Origin of the sequence: Streptococcus pseudopneumoniae, assembly GCF_001072665.1 — a bacterium.
In the GTDB taxonomy this organism is placed as follows: Bacteria; Bacillota; Bacilli; order Lactobacillales; family Streptococcaceae; genus Streptococcus; species Streptococcus pseudopneumoniae_S.
On sequence record NZ_JVJI01000121.1, the window covers coordinates 13,165 to 39,499 of the forward strand.

Sequence of the window (26,335 nt, forward strand, 5' to 3'; positions counted from 1 at the left end):
AGTTGTCTGAGCGGACTTTTTGTGTCAAGACATTTAGTCTTTATTTTCGTATGGCAAGATTAAGTTCAAGATGATTCCTGTCATAGCTGATAGGGCAGTACCTGAAAGGGTAACTGGACCAAGTTTAAGGATTGCTCCTCCAAGTCCAAGTACCAACATAGCACTTGCGATGATTAGGTTACGCATTTGAGCGAAATCAACACGTTCTTTGATCAAGACTTTCAAACCGTTGCTGGCGATAACTCCATAGAGAAGGATTGACATACCACCAAGTACAGCGTTTGGAATAGTTGAAATCAAGGCAGTGAATTTACCAAGGAAGCTGAGGGCAATTGCGATGAAGGCAGCGTTACGGATAACTGAGACAGAAGCGATACGAGTCATACCGATAACCCCTGTATTTTCTCCGTAAGTTGTATTGGCTGGTCCACCAAGGAAGGCAGAAACAGAAGTTGCGATACCGTCACCAAGAAGTGTACGGTGAAGACCTGGTTCTTTCAAGAATTGACGGCCACAGATTTGACCCAAAACAGTATGGTCTCCGATATGTTCAGAAATTGTTACGATAGCGATTGGCAAGATAGCGATAGTTTCTGGACCAAAGTAAAGATTGTATTCTTTAAAGGCACCACCAGTACTAAATGGCAAGTAGAAACCAGGAATTTCAAACCAGTTAGCTTTAAGGACTGGTGTAAAGTCAACCAAGCCAAGTGTTAGTGCGAAGAGGTAACCACCGATAATGGCAAAGAGGAATGGAATGATTCGTAGGAAGCCTTTTCCTTTTGTATTGATAAAGGCAGCAATTAGGAAAGTAACAACCGCTACAAGAGCATTTTTCCAGTTTCCATCAGCTACAAGACCAGCGTTGGTAACAGCTGAACCTGCAAGTCCAAGACCGATAACGATGATCATAGGTCCGATGATGATTGGTGGCAAGAGTTTATCAATCCATTTTGTACCCGCAAAACGAACACTTGCAGCCACAAGGACATAGATAAAACCTGTAAGGATAACCCCTGTTTGTGCAGCTGATACATCCCCTCCTAGTTCCTTCATAGCTAGGGACATAGCTGTGATAAAGGCGAATGATGATCCTAGATAAACTGGAACTCTAAAACCAGTTGCGATCATGTAGATGAGTGTTCCTACACCTGAAGCAAAAAGGGCAACAGATACAGGCATTCCCAAAATCAATGGTACCAAGATGGTTGCACCAAACATGGCGAAAACGTGTTGGAAGCTAAGGAGAATTCCTTTCCCAGCCGAAGGACGTTGGTCAACGTCTAGTAACAAATCAACAGTTGATTCTTGTTTCATATAAACCTCACTTTTGGGCATCAAAAAAGAGCCCATTATTTTACAGCAATAGGCCCTCAGAGTAAGACTTCTCTAAAATCTAGACTTTAAAGAGTTTTAAATATTTCTGCGTCTTCGTCACCTCACGGGATGACATTAAAAACCTTTGCTTAGGATAGTATAGCAGAAAAAAATGATTTTGTAAATCATTTTTTCCCGAGCCCGAAAATAAGAGAGCGAGGTTGATTTTGTAAATCATTTTTTCCCGAGCCTAAAAATAAAAGAGCGAGGCTGACTTTGTAAATATTTTTTACTAAAAAATTTAAAGTGGGCGTTTGTTGGGCATGCCAGCCTTTCTTGGATATTTATTTGGTGTTTCTTTTTTCTTTTCTACCACTGAGATATAACGCGAATCTCCATTAGGTAGAGCGTAGCTGAGATTGTCTTCGACCTTACTAAAAAGGAGGTTGAGGGCATTCTTAGCTTCTAATAATTCCTCAGGCGCATTGCTGGCCTTAAGAGCCAATAGTTTTCCGCCAACTTTAAGGTAGGGAATAGTCAATTCAGACAAGACCTGCATACGGGCAACCGCACGAGCTGTTACAAAATCATATTGAGCACGGAAGTTTTTATCTTGTGCAAAATCTTCGGCACGTCCATGGTGGAAATGAACTCCGTTCAAATCCAGTTCTTGAGCCAACAGTTGGAGGAAGTTGATGCGCTTGTTGAGAGAATCAATGATGGTCACATCTAGCTGAGGATAGAGGATTTTCATAGGTAGACTAGGAAATCCTGCCCCGGCTCCAATATCAAGAAGTTTGATAGTTTCATTGGGAATCAAACCTTGAAGAATGGGTGCAATCGAATCGTAAAAATGTTTGAGATAAACTTCATCCTTGTCTGTAATAGCTGTTAGATTGATTTTTTCATTCCACTCGACCAAGAGTTCAAAATAACGTTCAAATTGTTTTTTTTGCTGGTCAGAAAGTGAAAGATTTTGCTCGGCAAGCAAGTTGTAAAATGTTTCTGGTTTCATAGTTTTTTCCTTCTTTAGTATCATCTTATTTTACCACAATCATTAAAAATTTGATATACTGGTACTAATCTAAAAGCAGAAAGGACTTATATAATGACTTGGATTATTCTTGGAGTTTTAGCTCTTATTGTGATTTTTGTGATTGTTAGCTATAACGGTTTGGTTAAGAATCGTATGCAAACAAAGGAGGCTTGGAGTCAGATTGATGTTCAGTTGAAACGTCGAAATGATCTCTTGCCAAACTTGATTGAGACTGTAAAAGGTTATGCTAAATATGAAGGTTCTACCCTTGAAAAGGTGGCAGAACTTCGCAATCAAGTTGCTGCAGCGACTTCACCAGCAGAAGCTATGAAAGCTAGTGATGCCCTCACTCGTCAAGTTTCAGGTATTTTTGCAGTTGCAGAAAGCTATCCAGATTTGAAAGCTAGTGCAAACTTTGTTAAATTGCAAGAGGAGTTGACAAATACAGAAAATAAAATTTCTTACTCTCGTCAACTCTACAACAGTGTTGTCAGCAACTACAATGTAAAATTAGAAACTTTCCCAAGCAATATTATTGCTGGAATGTTTGGATTTAAAGCAGCAGATTTCCTTCAAACACCAGAAGAGGAAAAGGCAGTTCCTAAGGTTGATTTTAGCGGTTTAGGTGACTAAGATGTTGTTTGATCAAATTGCAAGCAATAAACGAAAAACGTGGATTTTGTTGCTGGTATTTTTCCTACTCTTAGCTCTTGTTGGCTATGCGGTTGGTTACCTCTTTATGCGGTCTGGGCTTGGTGGCTTGGTTATCGCGCTGATTATCGGCTTTATCTATGCCTTGTCTATGATTTTTCAATCCACAGAGATTGTCATGTCCATGAATGGAGCGCGTGAGGTGGATGAACAAACGGCACCAGACCTCTACCATGTAGTAGAAGATATGGCTATGGTGGCTCAGATTCCTATGCCACGTGTTTTCATCATTGATGATCCAGCCTTAAATGCCTTTGCGACAGGTTCTAACCCCCAAAATGCGGCGGTTGCTGCGACGTCAGGTCTCCTAGCTATCATGAATCGTGAAGAACTAGAAGCTGTTATGGGACATGAAGTCAGTCATATTCGTAACTACGATATCCGCATTTCAACTATTGCTGTCGCCCTTGCTAGTGCTATCACCATGCTTTCTAGTATGGCAGGTCGTATGATGTGGTGGGGCGGAGCAGGTCGCAGACGAAGTGACGATGATAGAGATGGAAATGGTCTTGAAATCATTATGCTAGTGGTCTCCCTACTTGCAATTGTGCTGGCACCTCTCGCTGCAACCTTGGTGCAACTAGCTATTTCTCGTCAGAGGGAATTCCTAGCTGATGCTTCTAGTGTTGAGTTGACGCGCAATCCTCAAGGGATGATTAATGCTCTACGTAAGTTGGATAATAGTAAACCGATGAGTCGTCCTGTCGATGATGCCAGCAGTGCACTTTATATCAATGATCCTAAGAAAGGTGGAGGGTTCCAAAAACTCTTTTATACCCACCCACCTATTTCAGAACGGATTGAACGTTTAAAACATATGTAAAATGAATGTTGGGAAAAAGTCTTTAAAATCTTAAAAACGCATAATATCAGGTGTGCAAAAACTTGATATTATGCGTTTTATTATCGGAAGATTTACTTCGTTTTCTCCTAAAATTGTGTTTTTGCACCATCTATCTGCTATGTTGCAAATTTATAAATCATCTAAATTAACTACCTCCAGACCGTGTTCTGTTAAGCGATAGATGATTGAACAGACATCTTTTAAGAAACGACGGTCATGCGAAACAGTGATGAGACCGCCTGGATAGGTGGCAAAGAGTTTTCTGATTTGGGGTTGAGAAGTGGGTGAAAAGTTTCGTGTGGGTTCATCCAGAAGGAGAAAGTTTGGTTTGCGCAGGACTAAATCCAAAAGCAGGAGTTTTCCCTGTTGCCCGCCAGATAAGGAGCGAATTTGATGTTGCATTTCTGGATAACTGAAATTGAGACTTGCTAAGTGAGATTGGATTTTCTGCAGTTCCTCTTTTTCCCCAGTTTTGCTGAGGTAGACGATTGGGGATAAATCCAATTGTAGTTTTTTGTGGTAATCTTGTGGCATAACACCAAGTGAAATCTCTCTTTTTTGACTTAGCAGTTGTTGCAACTTTGCTAACAGAGTTGATTTCCCCATACCATTTGGGCCGATGATACCGATTTTTTCTTGTCCACGGACAGTTAGTTGTAGTTTTTGAACCAAAACTCGGTCGCCAATGGCCAAATTTTCCTTTTCCAGTTGGATTAAGACTTTAGAAACCGGTAATGGCTGTATATCTGAGAAAAAAAGTCTAATTTCTTCCTCTTCAAGTGGTTTTTGGGTTATAGATTGAGCTGTCTTTTCAAAGCGTTTTTCTTGAGAGAGAACAGTTTTCATCTTTTTAGCCAATAGGCGACCGGCAGTACTGTCTTTGGTAGCTCGAAGCGCAGTTTCTACATTTTGCTTGACTCGCCGGTGTTTTTCCATGGTTTTATCGTAGACTCTCTGGTCGTTAGCAGCTTGCTGGCTTTGTCTGGCAAAATTAGCCTTTCTCTGCTCACTATAGCGATCATAGTCTAAATGCTCTACTAGTGTTTCTGCTTCTTTCCGGTGCTTGACCAGTCGCAAGTGGACAATGGTATCAGCCGTTTCAGAAAGAAAGTCTTCATCATGAGAAATGAAAATAACGGTTTGTCGAATCTTTCGAATCTGACCTTTTAGCCAATCAACTGTTTCAAGGTCTAGGTCATTTGAAGGTTCATCTAAAAATAGAATCTCAAAGGGTTTGGCTAACTCATGGATGAGCTGAATTTTCAAAGCTTCGCCACCTGATAGACTGCCAATTTCTTGGTTGATAGCGAAACGATCGCTATCAAAATGCAATTCCTCAGCTAAACGATAGAGGGCACTGTAGTCTAAATAAATAGAATCTAAAAAGAAGTAGTCGTGTAGAGTTTTCTTTTTCAGCTTCTCGGGGAGTTTTTGAGGAATGTAAGCTAGTGATTGATAATCAGATTGAATGTCACCCCTGATAGTGAAATCAGGCAATGCTTCTCCCATTAAAGCTCGCAGCAAGGTCGATTTGCCATTTCCTTCTTCGCCAATAATAGCAACCTTTTCCCCGTCTTGGATGGTCATGCTTAGATCAGATACAAGATCTCGTAGATCTTTGTTTTGTGTGATGGTCAGGTGATTGATTTTTATCATATAATTGTCCTTTCTAGAATGTCCATAGTGCATAACAAAAAGCTCTACTTTATCTAGTAGAGCCCAAAGTCACTGTCAGAAACGCTATTATCCATGTCGAAAATCCTGTCAAACTAGGCTTGTCTACCCCTATCCAACCCAAGAGGAGCAGATGGTTAGCTTTCTAGTTTTTTGATTTTCAAAGAGGATAAAGTACCAGAAGATCTAGTACAAAAAGAGCACACAAAAAGAGACAAAAACAAGATCTACTAAATAAAGTTTCTTTACTTGATAGACTTAGTTGTTCATGTCTCCCTTACCTCCGAGTATTAGTACCTCTATCCTATACCTTTAAGGAAATTTTGTCAATAGTAAATACAAAATTCTAAACTCTAAAAGCCGAAAACAGGTCCATAAAGAGTTAGTACGTGTTTGACATGCTCGTAATGGAACTTGTCATAGTTTCGCCAAGCGGTACGTGCTTGATCGTTCAGTTTTAGGCTACCGAGGCCTATCAGAAGGCTGGTACGTTGGTAAAATTTTTCAAGGTCGATTAAGATACTGTTGTTCAACTTTTCCGCTTTTTTGAGCTCTTGAAGAGTAGTATTTAGCGACTCTTGCAGTCGAATATCATCTGCCGTACCCTGTTTGCAGCTTTGGAAACTTTTATTTAACTCGGATAGGAGTTGGTAAGCATTAGTAATCAGTTCTTTGTCTTCCATGTGAGCATCCTCCTTGCTCTGATGTATTATTGCCTATAGTATAGCACTAAAAAACAAAAATGTCATAGTAAATATGGTAAAAGCTCGAATTTTAATTATAAAGTTTGGTGTGCTGATTTGTAGGCTTTTCATGGTATAATCAAGAGAGTAAATCTTTATGGAGGAAGTATGAAATTAAATATTCAAGAAATTCGTAAGCAGTCTGAAGGCTTACATTTTGAACAAACGTTAGACCTAGTCGCAGACCTGCGTGCACGTAATCAAGAAATTTTAGATGTAAAAGATATCCTTGCAGTTGGGAAAGTACAGTACGAAGACCGTATGTATTTCTTAGATTATCAGTTGTCTTACACCATTGTTCTTGCTTCAAGTCGCAGTATGGAGCCAGTTGAGTTAGTTGAATCTTATCCAGTTACGGAAGTTTTCATGGAAGGCGCAACTAATCTGCTAGATCAAGAAGTTCTAGATGATGATTTGGTCCTGCCTATCGAAAATGGAGAACTTAATCTTGCTGAGAGCGTGTCAGACAATATCCTACTAAACATTCCTATCAAGGTCTTGACGGCTGAAGAAGAAGCGGGTCAAGGATTTGTTTCAGGAAATGACTGGCAAATCATGACAGAAGAAGAATACCAAGCTCAACAAGCCGTTAAGAAAGAAGAAAACAGTCCTTTTGCTGGCCTACAAGGACTATTTGATGGAGACGAATAATGGTCTTGTCAAAAAAACGAGCACGAAAAGTGCTAGAAGAAATCATTGCTCTCTTTCCAGATGCCAAGCCCAGTCTTGATTTTACCAATCATTTTGAACTCTTGGTTGCGGTCATGTTGTCAGCCCAGACAACGGATGCAGCGGTAAATAAGGCCACTCCAGATCTCTTTGCTGCCTTTCCAACGCCACAAGCCATGTCTGTTGCAACAGAAAGTGAAATTGCCTCACACATTTCTCGCCTAGGACTGTATCGAAATAAGGCTAAATTCCTTAAAAAATGTGCCCAACAGTTACTAGAAGATTTTGATGGTCAAGTCCCTCAAACACGAGAGGAATTGGAGAGTTTGGCAGGTGTTGGTCGCAAGACAGCCAATGTTGTCATGAGTGTAGGCTTTGGAATTCCAGCTTTTGCAGTGGATACTCATGTAGAGCGTATATGTAAACACCACGATATCGTCAAAAAGTCAGCGACACCACTTGAGGTGGAAAAGCGGGTCATGGATATCTTACCACCGGAGCAGTGGTTAGCAGCCCATCAGGCAATGATTTATTTTGGACGAGCCATTTGTCATCCTAAAAATCCAGAGTGTGATCAGTACCCACAGTTATATGACTTTAGCAATTTATAAGCAATTTATAAGATGGGGTTTCAAAAGTTTTTGCTTGATTTTAGGATTGCTTTGTGCTATAGTAATTGATAACTAAATATTCCTTTAAACCTGTCCCGTGAGGCAGGCAAGGAGAACGATTAAGTAGTAGGGTGAAGTCTATACTGTTTGCAGTAGGGCTCGCTTGGCTATACATTTCAAGTCTCCTTGTTTAAGGAGACTTTTCTTTTTGGAGGTTTGTCATGAAGACAAAAGAAGTTGTAGACGAATTGACCGTCAAACGAGCGATTACGCGTATTACTTATGAGATTATCGAGCGCAACAAAGATTTGAATAAAATCGTCTTGGCTGGTATTAAAACTCGTGGTGTCTTTATCGCCCACCGAATCCAAGAACGTTTGGAGCAGCTAGAAAATCTTTCAGTTCCAGTTGTGGAATTGGACACCAAACCTTTCCGTGATGATGTTAAAAGCGGAGAAGATACTTCTTTGATTTCTGTTGATGTGACAGGCCGTGAAGTTATCTTGGTGGATGATGTGCTTTATACAGGTCGTACTATCCGTGCTGCTATTGATAATATTGTCGGTCATGGTCGTCCTGCGCGCGTGAGTTTAGCAGTTCTAGTCGATCGTGGACATAGAGAATTGCCTATCCGTCCAGATTACGTTGGGAAAAATATCCCAACTAGTCGTTCTGAAGAAATCATCGTAGAGATGGCAGAACTTGATGGCCAAGACAGAGTTCTGATTACTGAAGAAGCTTAGAAAGCTAAAGGAGTAGCCATGTCAGAAAATCAACAAGCATTGAACCATGTGGTATCCATGGAAGACCTCACTGTCAATCAAGTGATGAAATTGATCAAGCGAGGAATTGAGTTTAAAAACGGAGCTCAGCTTCCTTATGAAGACTATCCGATTGTTTCCAATCTTTTCTTTGAGGATTCTACACGGACGCATAAGTCCTTTGAAGTGGCAGAGATTAAATTGGGATTGGAACGACTTGACTTTGATGTGAAAACTAGTTCGGTTAATAAGGGTGAGACACTTTATGATACCATTTTGACTCTGTCTGCTTTAGGAGTGGATGTCTGTGTGATTCGCCACCCAGAGGTTGATTACTACAGAGAGTTGATTGCTAGTCCGACGATTACGACTTCCATCATCAATGGTGGAGATGGTTCGGGCCAACACCCTAGCCAGAGCTTGCTTGATTTGATGACCATTTTTGAGGAATTTGGTCACTTTGAGGGTCTCAAGGTTGCTATTGCAGGTGACTTGGACCACTCACGCGTTGCCAAATCCAATATGCAGATTTTGAAACGCTTGGGAGCTGAACTTTTCTTTGCTGGACCTGAGGAATGGAGAAGTCAAGAGTTTGCAGACTATGGACAGTTTGTAACCATTGATGAAATCATTGATCAAGTGGATGTCATGATGTTTCTCCGTGTTCAACATGAACGCCATGAAAGTGGAGCTGTCTTTTCAAAAGAAGACTACCATGCCCAACATGGCTTGACTCAAGAACGTTATGATTGTTTGAAAGAAACAGCAATCCTCATGCATCCAGCTCCAGTCAATCGTGATGTAGAAATCGCAGATCACTTGGTTGAAGCACCAAAATCACGGATTGTCCAACAAATGACCAATGGTGTCTTTGTTCGAATGGCAATCTTAGAATCCGTACTGGCGAGTAGAAACGCCAACTAAAACACAAGACGTTAAAAGACGCCAGTGAGCGTCCACGAGAGGTGAAAATATGACAAAAAGACTTCTAGTACTAGAAGATGGCACAGTTTTTGAAGGTAAGGCCTTCGGAGCAGATATTGATGTAACAGGCGAAATTGTCTTTAATACAGGAATGACCGGCTACCAAGAATCCATTACAGACCAGTCTTATAATGGACAAATCTTGACCTTTACTTATCCTTTGGTAGGAAATTATGGAATCAACCGTGATGATTACGAATCCATTATTCCAACTTGTAAGGGAGTTGTCGTTTTCGAAGAAGCACGTAGAGCAAGCAACTGGCGCAATCAAATGACCTTGGATGAATTTTTGAAAGCAAAGAAAATTCCTGGTATTTCAGGGATTGATACGCGTGCACTTACCAAGATTATCCGTAAGCATGGTACCATGCGTGCAACCTTGACCCATGTTGGGGACAGCATGGATCATGTGACGGACCAACTCCAAGCGACAGTCTTGCCGACAGACAATATCAAGCAGGTTTCTACTAAAACTTCATATCCAGCTCCAGGAGTTGGTTTGAGCGTGGTTCTAGTGGACTTTGGTCTCAAGCACTCAATCCTGCGTGAACTTTCTAAACGCAACTGTAACGTGACGGTTGTTCCTTATTCGACAACGGCTGAAGAAATTCTTCATCTTAATCCTGACGGAGTGATGTTGTCAAATGGGCCAGGTAACCCAGAAGACGTCCCACAAGCACTTGACATGATTCGTGGTGTGCAAGGAAAAATTCCAATCTTTGGTATTTGTATGGGACATCAACTCTTTGCTATGGCAAACGGGGCAAAGACTTACAAGATGAAGTTTGGTCACCGTGGATTCAACCATGCGGTACGTGAAATTGCTACAGGACGAGTAGACTTCACCAGCCAAAACCATGGTTATGCAGTTAGCCGTGAGGATTTGCCAGAACACTTGATTATTACCCACGAAGAAATCAATGACAAGTCAGTTGAAGGTGTGCGTCACAGATACCAACCTGCTTTCTCTGTTCAATACCACCCAGACGCAGCCCCTGGTCCACACGACGCTAGCTACCTCTTTGATGAGTTTATCGAGATGATGGAAGCCTTTAAACAATCAAACTAAGAACGAGTAAAAGCTCGTCGGAGAATTTATTTAATGGCAACCCGAGAGTTGCCGAATAGAAAGGAGAAGATACATTGTTCGCGGAAGTGAACACGCCCTAAGAACTGTGTGAAAAAGATAAACATCGTCTTGACGCTGAAGGCGTCTGCACCGAGTTTCCTATTTTTACTGTGTTCTTTACGGGCTTTGTATCATAAACTATGCCTAAACGTACTGATATTCAAAAAATTATGGTGATTGGTTCTGGTCCGATTATTATTGGTCAGGCTGCTGAGTTTGACTATGCTGGGACCCAGGCTTGCTTGTCGTTGAAAGAGGAAGGGTATGAGGTTGTCTTGGTTAACTCAAACCCTGCCACCATCATGACGGACAAGGAGATTGCGGACAAGGTCTATATTGAACCGATTACACTTGAGTTTGTGACACGAATTCTTCGTAAGGAACGTCCAGATGCCTTGCTACCAACACTCGGTGGTCAGACAGGTCTAAACATGGCCATGGAATTATCTAAAAATGGTATCCTTGATGAGCTTGGTGTTGAGCTTCTGGGTACTAAACTATCTGCCATCGACCAAGCGGAGGACCGTGACCTCTTTAAACAATTGATGGAAGAACTCAACCAACCCATTCCAGAATCTGAAATTGTCAACACAGTCGAAGAAGCAGTTGCCTTTGCAGCGACAATTGGCTACCCAGTCATCGTTCGTCCAGCCTTTACACTTGGTGGTACTGGTGGTGGAATGTGTGCTAATGAGGAAGAATTGCGTGAAATCGCTGAAAATGGATTGAAATTGTCACCTGTGACCCAATGTTTGATTGAACGTTCGATTGCAGGTTTCAAGGAAATCGAATACGAAGTGATGCGTGACTCAGCTGACAATGCTTTGGTTGTTTGTAACATGGAAAACTTTGACCCAGTTGGGATTCACACAGGGGATTCCATCGTATTTGCCCCTGCCCAAACCATGTCAGATTATGAAAACCAAATGCTACGTGATGCGAGCTTGAGCATTATTCGCGCCCTAAAGATTGAAGGGGGATGTAACGTTCAGCTGGCTCTTGATCCACACAGCTTCAAGTACTACGTCATCGAAGTAAACCCTCGTGTATCACGTTCGTCAGCCCTTGCATCTAAGGCGACAGGTTATCCAATTGCCAAATTGGCTGCTAAGATTGCTGTCGGTTTGACCTTGGATGAAGTTATCAACCCAGTTACAGGTTCAACCTATGCCATGTTTGAGCCAGCCCTTGACTACGTGGTTGCCAAGATTCCACGTTTCCCATTTGACAAGTTTGAAAAGGGTGAGCGCCGTCTGGGTACTCAGATGAAGGCGACTGGAGAAGTCATGGCGATTGGTCGTAACATCGAAGAGTCGCTTCTTAAAGCTTGTCGTTCACTTGAAATTGGCGTTCACCACAATGAAATGACTGAACTTGCAGGCGTTTCTGATGATGCCTTGATTGAAAAAGTTGTCAAAGCCCAAGATGATCGTCTCTTCTATGTATCAGAAGCTATTCGCCGTGGTTACACACCAGAAGAAATTGCTGAATTGACTAAGATTGATATCTTCTATCTTGATAAACTCTTGCACATCTTTGAAATTGAGCAGGAGTTGGGCGCACATCCTCAGGATGTCGATGTCCTGAAAACAGCTAAACTAAATGGATTTTCAGACCGTAAGGTTGCTGAACTCTGGGAAACGACAGCTGACCAAGTTCGCCAACTTCGTTTGGAAAACAAGATTGTTCCAGTTTATAAGATGGTCGATACTTGTGCTGCAGAGTTCGACTCTGAAACGCCATATTTCTATTCAACCTATGGTTGGGAAAACGAGTCTATCAAGTCTGATAAGGAATCCGTTCTAGTTCTAGGTTCTGGTCCAATCCGTATCGGTCAAGGGGTCGAGTTTGACTACGCAACTGTTCACTCGGTTAAGGCTATTCAAGCTGCTGGTTATGAGGCTATCATCATGAACTCAAACCCAGAAACCGTTTCAACAGACTTCTCTGTATCAGATAAGCTTTACTTTGAGCCATTGACATTCGAAGACGTTATGAACGTCATTGACTTGGAACAACCAAAGGGAGTTATCGTTCAGTTCGGTGGTCAAACAGCTATCAACCTTGCGGAGCCATTGGCAAAAGCAGGTGTGCCCATCCTTGGGACACAGGTTGCTGACCTAGACCGTGCCGAAGACCGTGACCTCTTTGAGCAAGCCCTAAAAGAATTGGATATTCCACAGCCACCAGGACAAACGGCTACCAATGAAGAAGAAGCAGTTCTTGCGGCTCGCAAGATTGGTTTCCCGGTTCTTGTCCGCCCATCTTATGTACTTGGTGGACGTGCCATGGAAATCGTTGAAAACGAAGCAGACCTTCGTTCTTACATGCGAACTGCTGTTAAGGCTAGTCCAGACCACCCAGTTCTTGTTGACTCTTACATCGTTGGGCAAGAATGCGAAGTTGATGCCATTTCAGACGGACAAAATGTCCTCATCCCAGGTATCATGGAGCATATTGAACGTGCTGGTGTTCACTCAGGTGACTCAATGGCCGTTTACCCACCACAAACCTTGTCACAAAAGGTGCAAGAAACAATCGCAGACTATACTAAACGCCTAGCAATCGGTCTTAACTGCCTTGGAATGATGAACATCCAGTTTGTCATCAAGGATGAAAAAGTCTATGTTATTGAGGTCAATCCACGTGCTAGCCGTACGGTGCCATTCCTTTCTAAGGTAACCAATATCCCTATGGCTCAAGTAGCAACCAAGCTCATTCTTGATCAAAAACTTGAAGAACTTGGCTACCAAGATGGACTTTACCCTGAAAGTACTCGCGTTCATATCAAGGCACCTGTCTTCTCCTTTACCAAACTAGCTAAGGTAGACAGCTTACTTGGTCCTGAAATGAAGTCAACAGGGGAAGTTATGGGTTCTGATACGACTTTAGAAAAAGCTCTCTATAAGGCTTTTGAAGCTTCTTACTTACACTTGCCAACTTTTGGTAACGTTGTATTTACCATCGCTGATGATGCCAAAGAAGAAGCCTTGGACTTGGCTCGTCGTTTCCAAAATATTGGCTATGGAATCCTTGCGACAGAAGGGACAGCAGCCTTCTTTGCCAGTCATGGATTGCAAGCCCAACCTGTTGGTAAGATTGGTGATGACGATAAGGATATTCCAAGCTTTGTTCGTAAAGGAAGAATTCAAGCTATCATTAACACAGTTGGAACAAAACGAACTGCTGACGAAGATGGTGAGCAAATTCGCCGTTCAGCCATTGAACACGGAGTGCCACTCTTCACAGCCCTAGATACAGCTAATGCTATGCTCAAAGTATTGGAAAGTCGTAGTTTTGTTACAGAAGCGATCTAGTTGAGAAAAATTTTTCACAGTTTTAAAGGCCAGCGTCAGAAAACGCTGGTTTTTTGCAATACTGATTCTGCTTGTTTTAACTATCATGCTTTCCTTAAGAATCATTTCAAAATTTAATATAATAAGAATAAATTGGAAATAGAAAACTATTTTCAACATTTCTTTCAAAAACAATCAATAAAATAGGTAAAGACAAGATTAGGAAGTGAATATTCCGATGTCTTCTTACAAAAAGGTCTCTCTTCCATTCGAGATTTTTCCCTTAATTTATCTGACCTCTAAGAAGTCAGTGATGGGATAATTTACCAATGCTAAGTGGAATACAATCCTAGGCTACGTAGTTTCAATCATCTTGACCATTCTCAATATCAAGCTTCTTTTCGATATTTTTTAACTCCGTTTGAGATCAATTATAGTGTCAGCGTGATGGTTGACAAATAGAAAGTAGTAGTGATTGGTTCATAAAAAGAAGAAAAAAAAGAACAGTCGAAACTGTTCTTTTTATCATTATTTGAGACCGTATTTTTTGTTGAAACGATCCACGCGTCCATCTGCTTGAGTGAACTTTTGACGTCCAGTGTAGAATGGGTGTGAGTCTGATGAAATTTCCACACGGATCAATGGGTAAGTTTCGCCTTCGAACTCAACTGTTTCGTTAGAGCGTTTTGTTGAACCGCTAAGGAATTGGTAACCAGTAGTTGTGTCCATGAAGACAACTGGGCGATATTCTGGATGGATATCTTTTTTCATTTTGCAATATTTCCTTTCTGCCATGGTCTCTTTGCGAGCCATAGATTGTTACTATACTAGTCTATCAGATTCTGAAAAGTTTGGCAAGTATTTTATTAGTTTTTAAGCAAGTTTTTTAGCTTTTGATAGATGATTTCGTTTTCTTCTAGGCTATAGGAATTAGCACCGCTTGCTAGAGGGTGGCCTCCACCATCATGTTCCTTGGCAATTTCATTGATAGGATGGATTTTACTACGTAAGCGAACACGGTAGTGGCCATCAGCCTGTTCTACAAAAATTCCCCAGAGACTGACGCTGTCAATACGACCAGGCGCTCCAACAATAGCGGCAGTTTCAGCATCGGTAACATTGAATTGTTTCAAGACTTCTTGACTCAGGATAACGCGCGCTGCACCATTTTCATCCACTTCCAGATGGTCGTAGATGTAGCCTTGAAGTTTAGCAATTTTGTAGCTCATAGTGTCCATTTTTCGAGTGAGAGCTGCAAAGTCAAAGTTATGTTCTCTCAAATAAGCAGCAAGGCGGAGGGTCCGTGCAGTGGTAGAAGGGTAGAGGAAACGACCTGTATCACCAACGATTCCTGCAAAGAGTAACTCAGCAGCGCGATCTGACAAGGCCAGTTGAGTTGTTTGGGCAAATAGGGTAATCATCTCGCTAGCGCTACTTGAACTAGTATCGACCCAAGACAGGTCACCGTATACATCATCATTTGGATGGTGGTCAATCTTAATGAGAAAATCACCTTGACTATAGCGCTTATCATCGATACGAGCAGTATTAGCCGTATCACAGACGATGACAAGTGCCCCTTGGTAGACACTATCTTCAACAAGATCCATCTCCGCCATCCAGGTCAAAGTTGGTTCATTAAAACCTACGGCTTTAATAGTTTTTTCTGGGAAATGATGTTTGAGAAGAGCTTTCAATCCCACTTGACTTCCCAAGGCATCAGGGTCTGGTTTCATATGACGATGGATGATAATCGTGTCGTATTCTTTGATTTTTTCTAAAATTTGATGGCAAATTTCCATAAATAACCTCAATTCTTTCTCATTTCATTGTAGCACAAGAATTTTTATTTTTAAAATGAAAAAGATGTGATATAATGGAGAAAGATAAATTGAGGAGGACGATATGGCATTAGCAAAAATTGTATTTGCCAGTATGACCGGTAATACCGAAGAAATTGCAGATATTGTAGCAGACAAATTACGTGACTTGGGCTTGGATGTCGATGTTGATGAATGTACAACTGTTGACGCTTCAGACTTCTTGGAAGCAGACATTGCTATCGTTGCGACCTATACTTATGGTGATGGAGAATTGCCAGATGAGATGATGGACTTCTACGAAGACCTAGCTGACCTCAACTTGAATGGCAAAATCTACGGAGTGGTCGGATCAGGAGATACCTTCTACGATGAATTCTGTAAGGCTGTCGATGACTTTGACCGCGTTTTTGTAGCGACAGGAGCAGAAAAAGGTTCAGAATGTGTTAAAGTTGATCTTTCTGCCGAGGAAGAAGATATTGAACGCTTGGAACAATTCGCAGAAGAATTGGCTGCTAAAGTAGGATAAGTATAAAAGTGCGCTGATGTAATCAATCAGTGCATTTTTCTTATCGAGAGTTGGGATTTTACTAGCCTATTTGGTGGCTTTTTGATACAATAATTCAAATAAAGGAGGAGACTGTATGGATTTAGATATTATTCGTCAAGAAATTGATCAAATCGACGACCAAATCGTCAAGCTCTTAGAAGAACGAATGCACTTAGTTGAAGGGGTTGTCGCTTATAAGAAGGCTTCAGGTAAACCGATTTTAGATACCAAGAGAGAAGCAATTATTTTTGAAAAGGTTAGAAGTCGTGTAGAGGACAAGCGTTATCAGGAGACTATTGTCGCAACGTTTTCGGACATACTCAAACGTTCGCGTGATTATCAGGATCAAAACATCAAATGAAAAAAGAACAATTTTATCCGCTAGGGATTTTTCTAGCTTCCATGTTGGGTGGACTGGTTCGTTACCTGGTTTCCACTTGGTTACCAGCCAGTCCAGATTTTCCTTGGGGAACCCTTCTTGTCAACTATCTAGGCATTTTCTGCTTGGTTTATCTTGTTAAGGGTTATCTGGTTTATAAGGGGACTAGTAAGGGCTTGGTTTTAGCACTGGGGACTGGTTTTTGTGGGGGTCTGACAACTTTTTCCAGTCTCATGCTTGATGCTGTGAAACTACTGGATACAGGGCGTTATCTTAGTTTGATCATGTATTTGATTTTGAGCATTGGTGGAGGCCTATTCTTGGCATATTTTCTAGGGAGGAAGAAATGGTAATCGTCTATCTTGCAATTGCTTGTGGCTTAGGAGCGCTCGTACGGTATTTCTTTTCCCGCTATAATCAAGCATCTAAATTGCCCCTCGGAACGCTCATAGCCAATCTTCTAGGTTGTTTTTTGATTGGATTATTCTATAATCATGTGGAATCCAAGGAAGTCTATGCTATTTTAGCAACTGGCTTTTGTGGCGGTTTAACAACTTTTTCGACCTTGAATGACGAACTCCAAAGACTGTTAAGTGATAGGAAGGTTTTTTATTCTTACTTGACTTTGACCTACCTAGGTGGTTTGGTTGCGATTTTTTTAGGAATTCTGCTATAAATTTCTTTACTTTTAGGTGGAAATTTGGTAAACTGTATCTTGTGTGTAATGGACGCACAAAAATACAGTTTATCCGCTGAGGAAGATTCCTCAAGATTGACAAAGATAGGAGAATAAAATGAATCCATTAATCCAAAGCTTGACTGAAGGTCAACTTCGTACAGATATCCCATCATTCCGTCCTGGTGACACTGTTCGTGTACACGCGAAAGTTGTCGAAGGTAACCGTGAACGTATCCAGATTTTTGAAGGTGTTGTTATCGCACGTAAAGGTGCAGGCATCTCAGAAAACTACACAGTTCGTAAAATTTCTAACGGTGTAGGTGTTGAGCGTATCTTCCCAATCCACACTCCACGTGTTGAAAAAATCGAAGTTGTTCGTTACGGTAAAGTACGTCGTGCGAAATTGTACTACTTGCGTGCTCTTCAAGGTAAAGCAGCTCGTATCAAAGAAATCCGTCGTTAATTCGACTAAAAAACTCTGCTCATTCAGCAGAGTTTTTATCTAGCTCCCTTAGTTCAATGGATATAACAACTCCCTCCTAAGGAGTAGTTGCAGGTTCGATTCCTGCAGGGGGCGTTCAAGAAGCGTAAAGAAACAAAAGGAACACTGAAAAATCAGTGTTTTTTTGTTAGTTTTCGCTAGCAAACCCCTCATATCAAGCGCTTGTATGGTATAATAATGGAAAACGTTAACATTGATTTTTAAGGTAGTTCTATCATGCTGAAATACCAAATTAAAAATACTATGAATGCTCTACAAGTTTAGTTTAAAAGAGATATAAGAAAAGGGAAATACTAATGAAACCTACAAACCTAGAATGGGAAGATGTTATCCAGTTTGAAGAAGTAGAAGGTTATGGTCAGCACATATGGAGAGATGAGGACAAGTATTATTTTGTTTTAGAAGAAGGAACCGTAGTTTCTTGGTTAGTTGTCTATGAATTACCAAATGAGCTGTTTGCCTTATTAGATAGTGGGGAAAGAACACTAAGCGAAGTATCTTGGAAGATTAAGCACGATTCTTGGCCACCAACGGAAGAAGAAAAAAACGAAATAAGAAAAAATAGAGCTAGAGAAAAGCCAATTGTGCTGATATCAAACCGTAAAAATCAGTTGCTTTTTAGTAATAAAGAACTTGAAATACTTATTCCTCAAGCCGAACAACAATGGATAGAATCAATGGGGAAACTTCCAGATGATTATGTTTCGCCACTTAAGTAAAAGAGGTATAAAATGAAACCAACAAAACTAGAATGGGAAGATGTTATCCAGTTTGAAGAAATTGAAGGATACGGGAAGTCAATCTGGAAAAATGAGGACAAGTATTATTTAGTTTCAGAAGAAGGGACCGTAGCGTCTTGGTTAGTTGTCTATGAATTACCAAATGAGTTATTTGTCTTATTAGAGAGTGGAGAGAGAACGCTACTTGAAGTATCTTGTAAGGTTCAAAACGATTCTTGGCCACCGAACGTGACACAAGAAGAAGCTAATAGAAATTTCTGGAGGCAATATCCAGAAGCTTTAAGAGGAAATCCTAAAGCGCAAGGGTTATTCAAAAAGGCTGAACTGGAAAAAATGTTACCTGAAGGGGCTGAAATTCTAGCGAGTAGCGATTAAAAAGCGAAAACTAATCTTGATAACTCCAAAATGATAAATTTTGGAGAGAACAAACTAAGCCTTTTCGAAATTGGAGATAAGAGAGATTATCAAATGAAAAATTACAGAAAACTCTTGTTAGAAGCTATCCAAGCTGGCAATGTTGTAGGGATTTTGCGAGGTGAAAAAAGATATCGCATAGAGCCTCCGACCTCTGTACCAGATGCTTTTCCAACAGACATTTGCCAAGTATTAGCTGAGTATTTCTACAAGCAGAATGATATTGATAAGATTCAAGATATATTAGAAGGCAGTCTTATAGATCTATCGCAGCGTTCTGCAGTTGATTTGTATATTTCGGTTTTGTTTTTTGATGCAATCCTTTTTATGCAAGAAAAAAATATAGCTAGCTTTACAATCCGTACTTCGAGAGTTACCCAAGCAATTGCTAAAGGAATTAAAGATTATCAAGAGGAATTGAACGACAGCATCACTTTCCCAAACGGTCTTGTTAAAATAAAACCAATGAAGCAACTGGAAAGATTCAATCAAAAATATCAAAAGAATGAGCGGTTTTCCATTATTGTGAAATAGTGATGGGACTTGTGACACTCTATAGATAAACTGTTAATTGGGACAATAATATGAATAATAATTTGAATTTAGATTTGTTAAAACAAGATGTAGAAAAAGAAATCAGAGAAAAAGGCTTTGAAAATCTTTATTATGCTCTATTTGATGAGCATAGTAGTCAACTTTGGGCCATACATCTATACTATCGAGATGGGAAGTTTATGGTAAATAGTCGGGACGACCGGACCTATATAATGGGGAAAACAAGGAAGTTTGACAATTTTGAAGAGGCAAAGCTATTTTTTCTTAATTTAATGGAGTCTTTTATCGAAATGAACAGATATTTTGTACAGAATGGAGATTCACCCTACTATTCATGTAGTTTGTGGGATGAAAAAGGAGATGACTAGAAGATGAGAGACGAAGCCCAAGAACGTTTAGAACTGTTGTCAGCCATTCAAGATTTAGGATACGAAAGTTTGAGATATTCTATTTTTAACGAATATGGTCCTGGAGAATGGGAAGTGGTAATCGACTTTGACGATTCTATGCAAGTTTACAATGTCTATGCTACCGTGGATAGAGCAAGTAAGGAGGGAATTTTCAACTTTACAGACTTTTCAGAAGCAAAAGAGAAATTTTTAAAATTTTTGGGAGATACTATTTTTTTCAATCGTTATTATGTTCAGGAAGGAATGGATAAGATGTATTCTTCTCCATTATGGGACGGTTCTGAGACTCTTTCAAGAGAGATTATTGAAAACTATAAGAGAATAATTGAAAAATCCATTAGCGAAAAGAACTACCAATCTTTAGTCTATGTTTTATTTAATGAAAAAGATACTACTCCTTTCGCGATTCATCTGTTCTTTAGGGATAACCTGTTTATGGTAAATTGTAGAGATGATAGGTCTTATATTATGGGAAAAACATTTGAATTTACTAATTTTTTGGAAGCAAAAGAGAAATTTTTCAAGCTGTTAGATTTTACAGTTCGTGAAGGACGAAGAGATGTAGCAAACAGAGGAAGTTATATGTACTCCTCTCCATTGTGGGACAAGGAAGAGACTGATTAATTCTTCAGAGCTAGTAGTATAAAGATTTTAAATAGAGAAAGAAGTAAAAAATATGACTCAGAAAGAACAAGCAATTATCTACCCCTTGCCAACTGATGCGCTATTACAGGAAAGAGAAGTAGCGTGGAGGGTTAAACTGCCTGATGATTATAAGGAATTTATAAAGAATGAGAATGGATTGATTCCGTCAAAACGTTATTTTCATTTTGGGAATAATGAGAAAGTAATCGATCGATTTTTAGCTATACTAGCTATTTCAGGTGAGAAGGAAGAAGAGGCTTATGATATCGGAGTTGTGAGTACACAATTGGAAGGGCGCATTGTCTTTGATGAAGATTATGTTGGAATGCAACTAATCCCCATAGCAGCATTGTTCGGTGGTGATTTTCTTTGTCTAAACTATGTGGAGAATACTGCAAATCCGAGTATTTGTATCTGGTATCATGAAGAATCTTATGAATTAGAACCTGCTGTAGAATTTGTAGCGAACAACTTCACAGAGTTTTTAGTAATGCTACAGGATTAGCTATGTGATGGATATTAACTTAACACGAATCCGAAGAAACGAATAAAAGACTGATTAAGGTAGGAATTCTCAGATGAAAGGTTGATACAATGGTAGAATATAAAAAACATCAGCTAATAGTAAATGGTAAAGTTATAAAATCATTTAAATTTGAAATCCGAAATGTAATTGAACATGGTGATGAATTTATTGTTTTATTGGAGATTCCTATTGATAATGAGAGTGAAAAGAATAACATTTTAAGGATTGATGCGAGTGGAAATGTAGTCTGGACGATAGATAATAGTGGATACAGTAATAATAGTTATCCGTTTGAACAGATGACTTTGAGAGATGGCTGGCTTTATGTGACTGATTTTTATGCCAGAAGGTTAAAAATCGATATAAAAATGGGAAAAATAGTTGATATGGCTATATCAAAATAATAGAAGTTTGAGAATTTCAGAAATATGTGGAGGACTAATGCATGAGCGAAGTTTACTTATCTACAAGAGATAGTTTGGGTTATCAGAATGTCAAACAAGCTTTAGAGAAAATTTTTTCGATTGATCTTGATACAATTACGATTAATGAAAGGGATGATGAAAATTTTAATTTTCCGTTCATGTATAATGGTTATCATATGACAATAGGGATTTCATCAACCGATAAAAATAGGCAATTGGAAGCAGGAAAGGGTGGCTTATTTAACATTTGGTTCACTCAAACGGATGAACAGAGATTTTCAGTTACATTGTTGTCGCAGTTGATCAATGGTAAAAGTATAAAAAGAGTGTATGGTCGTGATCAAAAGTCTATCGAACGCACCTTGCAACTATTGAAAGACTTTCTAGATTCAGATAGAGCAGAAGTTTTATTAAAGAATTGACCAAATAGATATTAAAGAAATGATGTCTTTGAGGAGAATGATATTATGGAATTGAATGAAATAAACGATATGTTAGAACTCGCAAGAGAAACTAGAAAGAAAATAAGGAAAATATTTGGAGAAAGAGTGGATACGATTGCAGGTTACGATTATGCTGATGAACCCAGTCATCAAACTTTTAAATTAGACTTTAAGGTTTACGATTACTTCGCGATTGAATTTCATTATGAGAATGATCTCTGTGAGTTTTTTATTGTTTTGACTAAAGAAGTGAAGATATCAATAACGAAAGAGCCTGCTGTATATAGCCAGATAACAGATTGGGACAGCTATTTAAAAGGAATCAAGGATGAGCTCGAACTTCGGATTCCAGATAAGTTTTTAAAAGCCAAGGGATGGCTATGAGAAAAAGGAGTATTCGAATGGAAGATAATAAAATGCTTCGACTAGCAGAAGAAACGAGAGAAAAAATCAAAAGTGTATTTGGTGACCGTATAACTGAGCCGAAAATTGTGGATGTTGTTGAATATCCACAGTATAGAGGTTTTAGGCTTGAATTTATAGCGTATGATTATTTCTTTATGATGTTTAGCTATGAAGCTGATTTTTGTGGATTTACAATTTCTATTGGTGATCGTTTAGGTGCTGACTTGAACGAAAGAGACAAACCTACTTTTTATAGTGAGATTAGAGACTGGGATAAATACTTGAAAGAACTGATGATAGAAGTTGAGTCCCGCATTCCCGACAAGTTTTTAAAAGCTAAGGGATGGTATAAAAGAAGAGGTATCTTGTAATGTTTGAAAATGAAATGGATATTTTAGCGTATGAATTCTGCAATATATTGGATAGAGTTTTTACCAAGCGAATTGAAACATGGTGTATGTACGATATAGTTGATGAACCCAGTCATCAAACTTTTAAAATAGAATTTAAAGCTTATGATTACTTCGCAATTGAATTTCATTATGAAAATGACATGTGTGAGTTTTTTATTGTTTTGACAAAAGAAGTGAAGATATCAATCACTAAAGAGCCGGCTGTGTATAGCCAAATAACAGATTGGGACAGCTACTTAAAAGGGATCATGGCAGAGATTGAACTTCGAATTCCAGACAAGTTTTTGAAAGCCAAGGGATGGTTATAGTCTCAAAATCTTAGAGGAGAAAAGGAACAATGTTTAATAGAGAGCAAGAACGAGTGGAGCTTTTATCGGAGATTCAAAAACTAGGCTATGATAGTTTGAGATTTTCAATTTTCAATGACCATAATCCCTGGGAGTGGGAAACGAGAATTGAACTCAATCCTCAAACTCATAAGTATGAGGTATATTTAACAAGGGATAGGGCTGGAAAAGGAAGAGTTTTTGAGTATTCTGATTTTCCTGATGCAAAAGAAAAATTTTTGGAATTGTTAGACCATACCGTTTCAAGAAATAATTACTATATTTCCAATGGCTGGGTGCCACAATATCCTTCCCCACTATGGGATAAACCAGAAATCGATATCGAATCTTTGAAAAATATAGTGGAAAAGGAGATTAAAGAAAGAGGTCTTGAAAGCTTGTCTTATGTCTTGTTTGATGAAGATAGCAGGCAACCATGGGCAACACATTTGTTTTTTAAAGATAACAAGTTTCAAATTAACAGTAGGGATGAACGCTCATATATTGTGGGGAAAACATGGGAGTTTGATACGATGAAGGAAGCATGGGATGAATTCTTTAAGATTCTTAGTCTGACAGTTCATGCGGAACAGTTGGCAAATGAACTTGGCCTTTCACACCCCTATCCTTCACCACTATGGGACGAGGAAGGAAAATGATTTAATTTGAGACAGGATATGCGAACCTTGTAAAAGATGTGTTTAGCTTTCTAGGTCATTGAGAACTAGCTAAAGTTTGGTTAGTATAAAAGAGAAGATAAATGTGTTTTAGGGAAGAAATAATCAGTAGACATTTGGTAAAAGGCAAAGGAGATAAGAATGGAATCAATTTATGTAAGTCAAAAAGATATGTTGGAAATCTGTCAAGATGGTGACAAGTATTTCTTGCGTTATCCAACTTTTAATATTACCATGCCAGAAGTAGTTCAAGAAATCCCCAAAGAAGCAGTGGATAGCTATTTAGCAGGAGAACATGATGGTGAAGAATTAATTAATTATGCTAATTTCGGATTTTGGGAATCAAAAAAGCAATATACACAAGAAGAGTCAGACAAAATTTTTATACGAAATAATCCTGATCTAATTTTTAATGATTTATCTAATAACCAAAAAATATTTTCTCCTGAAGAATTTAATCAAATCGTCACACAAGTTATCGTTTCAAAACTGAAACCTAGCGAACTAGACTCTATTGGTGTTGTAGATAGTCATTTAGAGTTACTCCTTGTGGATCTAATTGGCTGGGAGGAAGAAATAGAAGCAGTACATCTGGAAATTCTGCAAGAAAAAATTAATAATTACATTCACTTCCTCGAAAGTAAACAGTATGTGGAACGATACGGTGATAACTTTGACCAAAAAGTCATCCATATCACATTCCAGTATTCTCCGTCTGATAACGGTTTAGCCTTTCTCGCAGCGGTTCAGAAGGTGTTACAACCTACAGATATGAGCCTGAAGGCAGAATTACCGCAGCGGTAAAGAGAGCGGAAACGCTCTCTTTTTGTGATATAATGAAAACAGATTATCAAAACTTTTATTAAACAGCTGAAAATAGGAGATAATCAGGAATTCTAATGATTATAAATAATACAGTTATCAACAAACACTTAACAAAAGAACTATTTTATAATAATTTTAAAAATTATCTTCAACAAGAAGAAAGTTCTAATATATTTATGTTAAAATCTCCCGTCAAGATTGAAGGATTAGAATTTTGGGCAGATTTTAATTTTCAAAATAATATTCTTGAATCTTTAAAGTTAAGTATTTATCAATCAAATGAGCCAATAAGTTATTCGAATATGTTTGAATATAAACTACAAGATATAAAAGGAATACAGGATAAGTGGTTAGAAAAACAATATGGTAGATATTCTGAAAAGAGTACATACTCTACTAAATTCAACACCTCTTTTGCGAAAATAATATCATATATTGATACAAAATCAGGAGAGACCAGTATTCTATTCTTGTTTAGTTAGTATTGATTATTTACAAACAGTGGAATGAGGTAGAAATAATGCAGTTAAAGCAAGAATTAATAGAGTTACTATTAAAAATAGGGGAAACAAATCTGAATCCGTCGGACTTATTTTCAGAAGAAAAACCATCTCTATTCTTACCGGAAGGACGTACTATTTACTTAGAGGGTGATCATTACTGCATTGTTGGTGTCGAACGTGGCAAAATAAATTCTGAGAAAAAATTTGATAATAAGGGAGATATTCTTTATTATCTTTTGAAATCATATGTTACTAGAATAGCATCAAAGAATGCATGGATTAATGCTAATGGAGATTTTGAACGTTATAATAGCCTTCTTCAAGTAGAACAAATTCGCTTATTTAGTATCATTGATCCTAAATATGGAGAAAGAAGAAATAAGGAAATAACCTAAACATCACCTTCATTTAAGAAGTCATAAAACTAACGGAGAAAATACAATGACAAAAGAAGAGTTACTTACTTTTTTAGAGTGTCATCGAAGTAAGCTTAAATATCATACAGTCTATCTAAACAAAAAAGCATTAAAGCAGTTCGCAATAGGGTATTTTCTGGATTCGAAATCAAATAAATTTCTGGTATATGAAGTGTCAGAGCGTCAGAGTTTGATTGAAATTGCTTCCTTTAAAAATGAAGAAGAAGCTATTGAGAAAGTTTATGAGATAGTCAAATATAGATGTCGAATATAAGCTCGGTTTCTATTAATGAGTAAAGAATATTTTGGAGAATGACATGATGACCAATTTAAAAGAAGAATTAACAGATTCGTTAACTGAATTAATAGAATTTTTATCAGAGTACAAGGAACAGCATAATGTTAAGTGTTTTATAGAGACGCTGAAAAATATGATAGCAATCATAGAGAATATAGAAAATCCTGAACTACCAATTGAATGTATAGAGCAAATTCGAAAAATGTACAAAAGTATGTTTTTCCCAAGAGATGATTTATCGGATTTTTATGTTTTTGATTCGGACGCTGCTTACATGAAAATGAGAAATGAGCAATTCTCTTTAATGCTAGAGAGAACTGGCAACTTATTAAAAGTCTAGGTAACTGATGAGAGATTTCATAAGGTTGGAAGGTATTGAAATAGGAGTGAATAATGATTGCGATTTATCGGGGTAAAAAATATAATGTTTCAAAAGGTCTTAGTAATAATGATTGGATTGTCCTGACTAGTGATACAAAAGATGGAGGGTTTAGCAATTATATAGATTCTTGGGGAGAGGAATTTGATGATTTCTTTTCTAAAAACGTCAAGATGGAAGAGCTAGACTATCTATACAGTATTCATTATGAGATTCAATATAAGGGGCAT

At 38.7% G+C, this 26,335-nt stretch carries 36 protein-coding genes, 1 tRNA gene and 2 pseudogenes; 33 read left to right on the forward strand and 6 right to left on the reverse strand.

The window, feature by feature from the left end; genetic code table 11:
- Positions 1-33: 33 nt before the first annotated feature.
- Both ADH52_RS07780 and rsmG read right to left on the reverse strand, forming a co-directional pair.
- Positions 34-1,317 carry a uracil-xanthine permease family protein gene (locus ADH52_RS07780; RefSeq protein WP_004239507.1) on the reverse strand — a complete coding sequence of 428 codons (1,284 nt, stop codon included), beginning with the start codon at positions 1,315-1,317 and terminating at the stop codon, positions 34-36.
- Between the two features lie 301 nt (positions 1,318-1,618).
- Positions 1,619-2,332, reverse strand: a complete 714-nt coding sequence (rsmG, locus tag ADH52_RS07785) for a 16S rRNA (guanine(527)-N(7))-methyltransferase RsmG (protein ID WP_049486733.1) — start codon at positions 2,330-2,332, stop codon at positions 1,619-1,621.
- 93 nt (positions 2,333-2,425) lie between these two features.
- Between rsmG and ADH52_RS07790 the strand changes: the two genes are divergently transcribed.
- Complete coding sequence (locus ADH52_RS07790) at positions 2,426-2,986, forward strand: LemA family protein (protein WP_000219833.1); 561 nt, start codon at positions 2,426-2,428, stop codon at positions 2,984-2,986.
- Between the two features lies 1 nt (position 2,987).
- Complete coding sequence (htpX, locus tag ADH52_RS07795) at positions 2,988-3,887, forward strand: zinc metalloprotease HtpX (protein ID WP_033687100.1); 900 nt, start codon at positions 2,988-2,990, stop codon at positions 3,885-3,887.
- 150 nt (positions 3,888-4,037) lie between these two features.
- Here htpX and ADH52_RS07800 read toward each other — a convergent pair whose 3' ends face one another.
- Positions 4,038-5,597 (reverse strand): ATP-binding cassette domain-containing protein, encoded by a 1,560-nt coding sequence (locus ADH52_RS07800; protein ID WP_049510835.1) that lies wholly within the window; start codon positions 5,595-5,597, stop codon positions 4,038-4,040.
- Positions 5,598-5,935: 338 nt separating this feature from the next.
- Entirely contained in the window at positions 5,936-6,265 is a 330-nt protein-coding gene (locus ADH52_RS07805; RefSeq protein ID WP_049510837.1) for a hypothetical protein, read from the reverse strand.
- Between the two features lie 168 nt (positions 6,266-6,433).
- On the opposite strand from ADH52_RS07805, the gene ADH52_RS07810 reads away from it, so the two are divergent.
- From ADH52_RS07810 to ADH52_RS11335, 7 genes and pseudogenes are all read left to right on the forward strand, one after another.
- Complete coding sequence (locus ADH52_RS07810) at positions 6,434-6,976, forward strand: YceD family protein (protein WP_049510838.1); 543 nt, start codon at positions 6,434-6,436, stop codon at positions 6,974-6,976.
- Positions 6,976-7,605, forward strand: a complete 630-nt coding sequence (gene nth, locus ADH52_RS07815; protein WP_049510839.1) for an endonuclease III — start codon at positions 6,976-6,978, stop codon at positions 7,603-7,605. The genes ADH52_RS07810 and nth overlap by 1 nt, the downstream gene beginning before the upstream one ends.
- A gap of 221 nt (positions 7,606-7,826) precedes the next feature.
- The gene (gene pyrR, locus ADH52_RS07820; protein ID WP_033681983.1) at positions 7,827-8,348 is read left to right on the forward strand and encodes a bifunctional pyr operon transcriptional regulator/uracil phosphoribosyltransferase PyrR; all 522 of its coding nucleotides are present in this window, start codon (positions 7,827-7,829) and stop codon (positions 8,346-8,348) included.
- Positions 8,349-8,366: 18 nt separating this feature from the next.
- A complete protein-coding gene (locus ADH52_RS07825) occupies positions 8,367-9,290 on the forward strand; it encodes an aspartate carbamoyltransferase catalytic subunit (protein ID WP_049510840.1) in 924 nt (307 codons plus the stop codon).
- Between the two features lie 49 nt (positions 9,291-9,339).
- Positions 9,340-10,419 carry a carbamoyl phosphate synthase small subunit gene (locus ADH52_RS07830; RefSeq protein ID WP_000166853.1) on the forward strand — a complete coding sequence of 360 codons (1,080 nt, stop codon included), beginning with the start codon at positions 9,340-9,342 and terminating at the stop codon, positions 10,417-10,419.
- Between the two features lie 200 nt (positions 10,420-10,619).
- On the forward strand, positions 10,620-13,796 hold the full coding sequence (gene carB, locus ADH52_RS07835) for a carbamoyl-phosphate synthase large subunit (RefSeq protein ID WP_049510841.1): 3,177 nt from the start codon (positions 10,620-10,622) through the stop codon (positions 13,794-13,796).
- 238 nt (positions 13,797-14,034) lie between these two features.
- Positions 14,035-14,190, forward strand: a pseudogene (locus tag ADH52_RS11335) (divalent metal cation transporter); the annotation flags it as partial.
- A gap of 113 nt (positions 14,191-14,303) precedes the next feature.
- Here the strand turns inward: ADH52_RS11335 and ADH52_RS07840 are convergent.
- Positions 14,304-14,546, reverse strand: a complete 243-nt coding sequence (locus ADH52_RS07840; protein ID WP_000710764.1) for a type B 50S ribosomal protein L31 — start codon at positions 14,544-14,546, stop codon at positions 14,304-14,306.
- A gap of 95 nt (positions 14,547-14,641) precedes the next feature.
- On the reverse strand, positions 14,642-15,577 hold the full coding sequence (locus ADH52_RS07845; RefSeq protein ID WP_049510842.1) for a DHH family phosphoesterase: 936 nt from the start codon (positions 15,575-15,577) through the stop codon (positions 14,642-14,644).
- A 103-nt stretch (positions 15,578-15,680) separates the two neighbouring features.
- Between ADH52_RS07845 and ADH52_RS07850 the strand changes: the two genes are divergently transcribed.
- The 24 genes and pseudogenes from ADH52_RS07850 to ADH52_RS07970 form a co-directional block, all read left to right on the forward strand.
- Positions 15,681-16,124: a flavodoxin gene (locus ADH52_RS07850; RefSeq protein WP_001162125.1), complete on the forward strand. Its 444-nt coding sequence runs from the start codon at positions 15,681-15,683 to the stop codon at positions 16,122-16,124.
- Between the two features lie 115 nt (positions 16,125-16,239).
- Positions 16,240-16,506, forward strand: a complete 267-nt coding sequence (locus ADH52_RS07855) for a chorismate mutase (protein ID WP_020902342.1) — start codon at positions 16,240-16,242, stop codon at positions 16,504-16,506.
- On the forward strand, positions 16,503-16,877 hold the full coding sequence (gene crcB / locus ADH52_RS07860) for a fluoride efflux transporter CrcB (protein WP_049510844.1): 375 nt from the start codon (positions 16,503-16,505) through the stop codon (positions 16,875-16,877). The genes ADH52_RS07855 and crcB (ADH52_RS07860) overlap by 4 nt, the downstream gene beginning before the upstream one ends.
- Positions 16,871-17,200, forward strand: coding sequence for a fluoride efflux transporter CrcB (gene crcB, locus ADH52_RS07865; protein ID WP_049510845.1), 330 nt, complete (start codon positions 16,871-16,873; stop codon positions 17,198-17,200). Before crcB (ADH52_RS07860) ends, crcB (ADH52_RS07865) begins: the two co-directional genes overlap by 7 nt.
- Positions 17,201-17,318: 118 nt before the next feature.
- Positions 17,319-17,666 (forward strand): 50S ribosomal protein L19, encoded by a 348-nt coding sequence (gene rplS, locus ADH52_RS07870; protein WP_001068669.1) that lies wholly within the window; start codon positions 17,319-17,321, stop codon positions 17,664-17,666.
- 42 nt (positions 17,667-17,708) lie between these two features.
- Positions 17,709-17,780: transfer RNA gene (locus ADH52_RS07875), tRNA-Arg, on the forward strand.
- A gap of 221 nt (positions 17,781-18,001) precedes the next feature.
- The gene (locus tag ADH52_RS07880) at positions 18,002-18,424 is read left to right on the forward strand and encodes a hypothetical protein (RefSeq protein ID WP_049510846.1); all 423 of its coding nucleotides are present in this window, start codon (positions 18,002-18,004) and stop codon (positions 18,422-18,424) included.
- 12 nt (positions 18,425-18,436) lie between these two features.
- On the forward strand, positions 18,437-18,820 hold the full coding sequence (locus ADH52_RS07885; RefSeq protein WP_049510847.1) for a hypothetical protein: 384 nt from the start codon (positions 18,437-18,439) through the stop codon (positions 18,818-18,820).
- Positions 18,821-18,850: 30 nt separating this feature from the next.
- Positions 18,851-19,393 carry a hypothetical protein gene (locus ADH52_RS07890; protein WP_239682120.1) on the forward strand — a complete coding sequence of 181 codons (543 nt, stop codon included), beginning with the start codon at positions 18,851-18,853 and terminating at the stop codon, positions 19,391-19,393.
- A 50-nt stretch (positions 19,394-19,443) separates the two neighbouring features.
- A complete protein-coding gene (locus ADH52_RS07895; RefSeq protein WP_049510849.1) occupies positions 19,444-19,782 on the forward strand; it encodes an Imm59 family immunity protein in 339 nt (112 codons plus the stop codon).
- Positions 19,783-19,785: 3 nt separating this feature from the next.
- Positions 19,786-20,448, forward strand: a complete 663-nt coding sequence (locus tag ADH52_RS11815; RefSeq protein ID WP_049510850.1) for an Imm59 family immunity protein — start codon at positions 19,786-19,788, stop codon at positions 20,446-20,448.
- 52 nt (positions 20,449-20,500) lie between these two features.
- The gene (locus ADH52_RS07905; protein WP_049510851.1) at positions 20,501-20,974 is read left to right on the forward strand and encodes an SMI1/KNR4 family protein; all 474 of its coding nucleotides are present in this window, start codon (positions 20,501-20,503) and stop codon (positions 20,972-20,974) included.
- An 89-nt stretch (positions 20,975-21,063) separates the two neighbouring features.
- Entirely contained in the window at positions 21,064-21,399 is a 336-nt protein-coding gene (locus ADH52_RS07910) for a hypothetical protein (protein ID WP_049510852.1), read from the forward strand.
- A gap of 41 nt (positions 21,400-21,440) precedes the next feature.
- A complete protein-coding gene (locus ADH52_RS07915) occupies positions 21,441-21,842 on the forward strand; it encodes a hypothetical protein (RefSeq protein ID WP_049510853.1) in 402 nt (133 codons plus the stop codon).
- 45 nt (positions 21,843-21,887) lie between these two features.
- Positions 21,888-22,247, forward strand: coding sequence for a hypothetical protein (locus ADH52_RS07920; protein ID WP_049510854.1), 360 nt, complete (start codon positions 21,888-21,890; stop codon positions 22,245-22,247).
- 17 nt (positions 22,248-22,264) lie between these two features.
- On the forward strand, positions 22,265-22,639 hold the full coding sequence (locus tag ADH52_RS07925; RefSeq protein ID WP_049510855.1) for a hypothetical protein: 375 nt from the start codon (positions 22,265-22,267) through the stop codon (positions 22,637-22,639).
- Positions 22,639-22,989, forward strand: a complete 351-nt coding sequence (locus ADH52_RS07930) for a hypothetical protein (RefSeq protein WP_049510857.1) — start codon at positions 22,639-22,641, stop codon at positions 22,987-22,989. Before ADH52_RS07925 ends, ADH52_RS07930 begins: the two co-directional genes overlap by 1 nt.
- A gap of 53 nt (positions 22,990-23,042) precedes the next feature.
- The gene (locus tag ADH52_RS11085) at positions 23,043-23,666 is read left to right on the forward strand and encodes an Imm59 family immunity protein (protein WP_239682101.1); all 624 of its coding nucleotides are present in this window, start codon (positions 23,043-23,045) and stop codon (positions 23,664-23,666) included.
- A gap of 159 nt (positions 23,667-23,825) precedes the next feature.
- Entirely contained in the window at positions 23,826-24,488 is a 663-nt protein-coding gene (locus tag ADH52_RS07945; protein ID WP_049510858.1) for a DUF6572 domain-containing protein, read from the forward strand.
- Between the two features lie 95 nt (positions 24,489-24,583).
- Positions 24,584-24,991, forward strand: coding sequence for a hypothetical protein (locus ADH52_RS07950; protein WP_049510859.1), 408 nt, complete (start codon positions 24,584-24,586; stop codon positions 24,989-24,991).
- Positions 24,992-25,029: 38 nt separating this feature from the next.
- Positions 25,030-25,407, forward strand: coding sequence for a hypothetical protein (locus tag ADH52_RS07955; RefSeq protein WP_049510864.1), 378 nt, complete (start codon positions 25,030-25,032; stop codon positions 25,405-25,407).
- A gap of 46 nt (positions 25,408-25,453) precedes the next feature.
- On the forward strand, positions 25,454-25,702 hold the full coding sequence (locus ADH52_RS07960; protein WP_049510865.1) for a hypothetical protein: 249 nt from the start codon (positions 25,454-25,456) through the stop codon (positions 25,700-25,702).
- 43 nt (positions 25,703-25,745) lie between these two features.
- The gene (locus tag ADH52_RS07965; RefSeq protein WP_239668894.1) at positions 25,746-26,066 is read left to right on the forward strand and encodes a hypothetical protein; all 321 of its coding nucleotides are present in this window, start codon (positions 25,746-25,748) and stop codon (positions 26,064-26,066) included.
- A gap of 53 nt (positions 26,067-26,119) precedes the next feature.
- A pseudogene (locus ADH52_RS07970) lies at positions 26,120-26,335 on the forward strand (hypothetical protein); the annotation flags it as partial.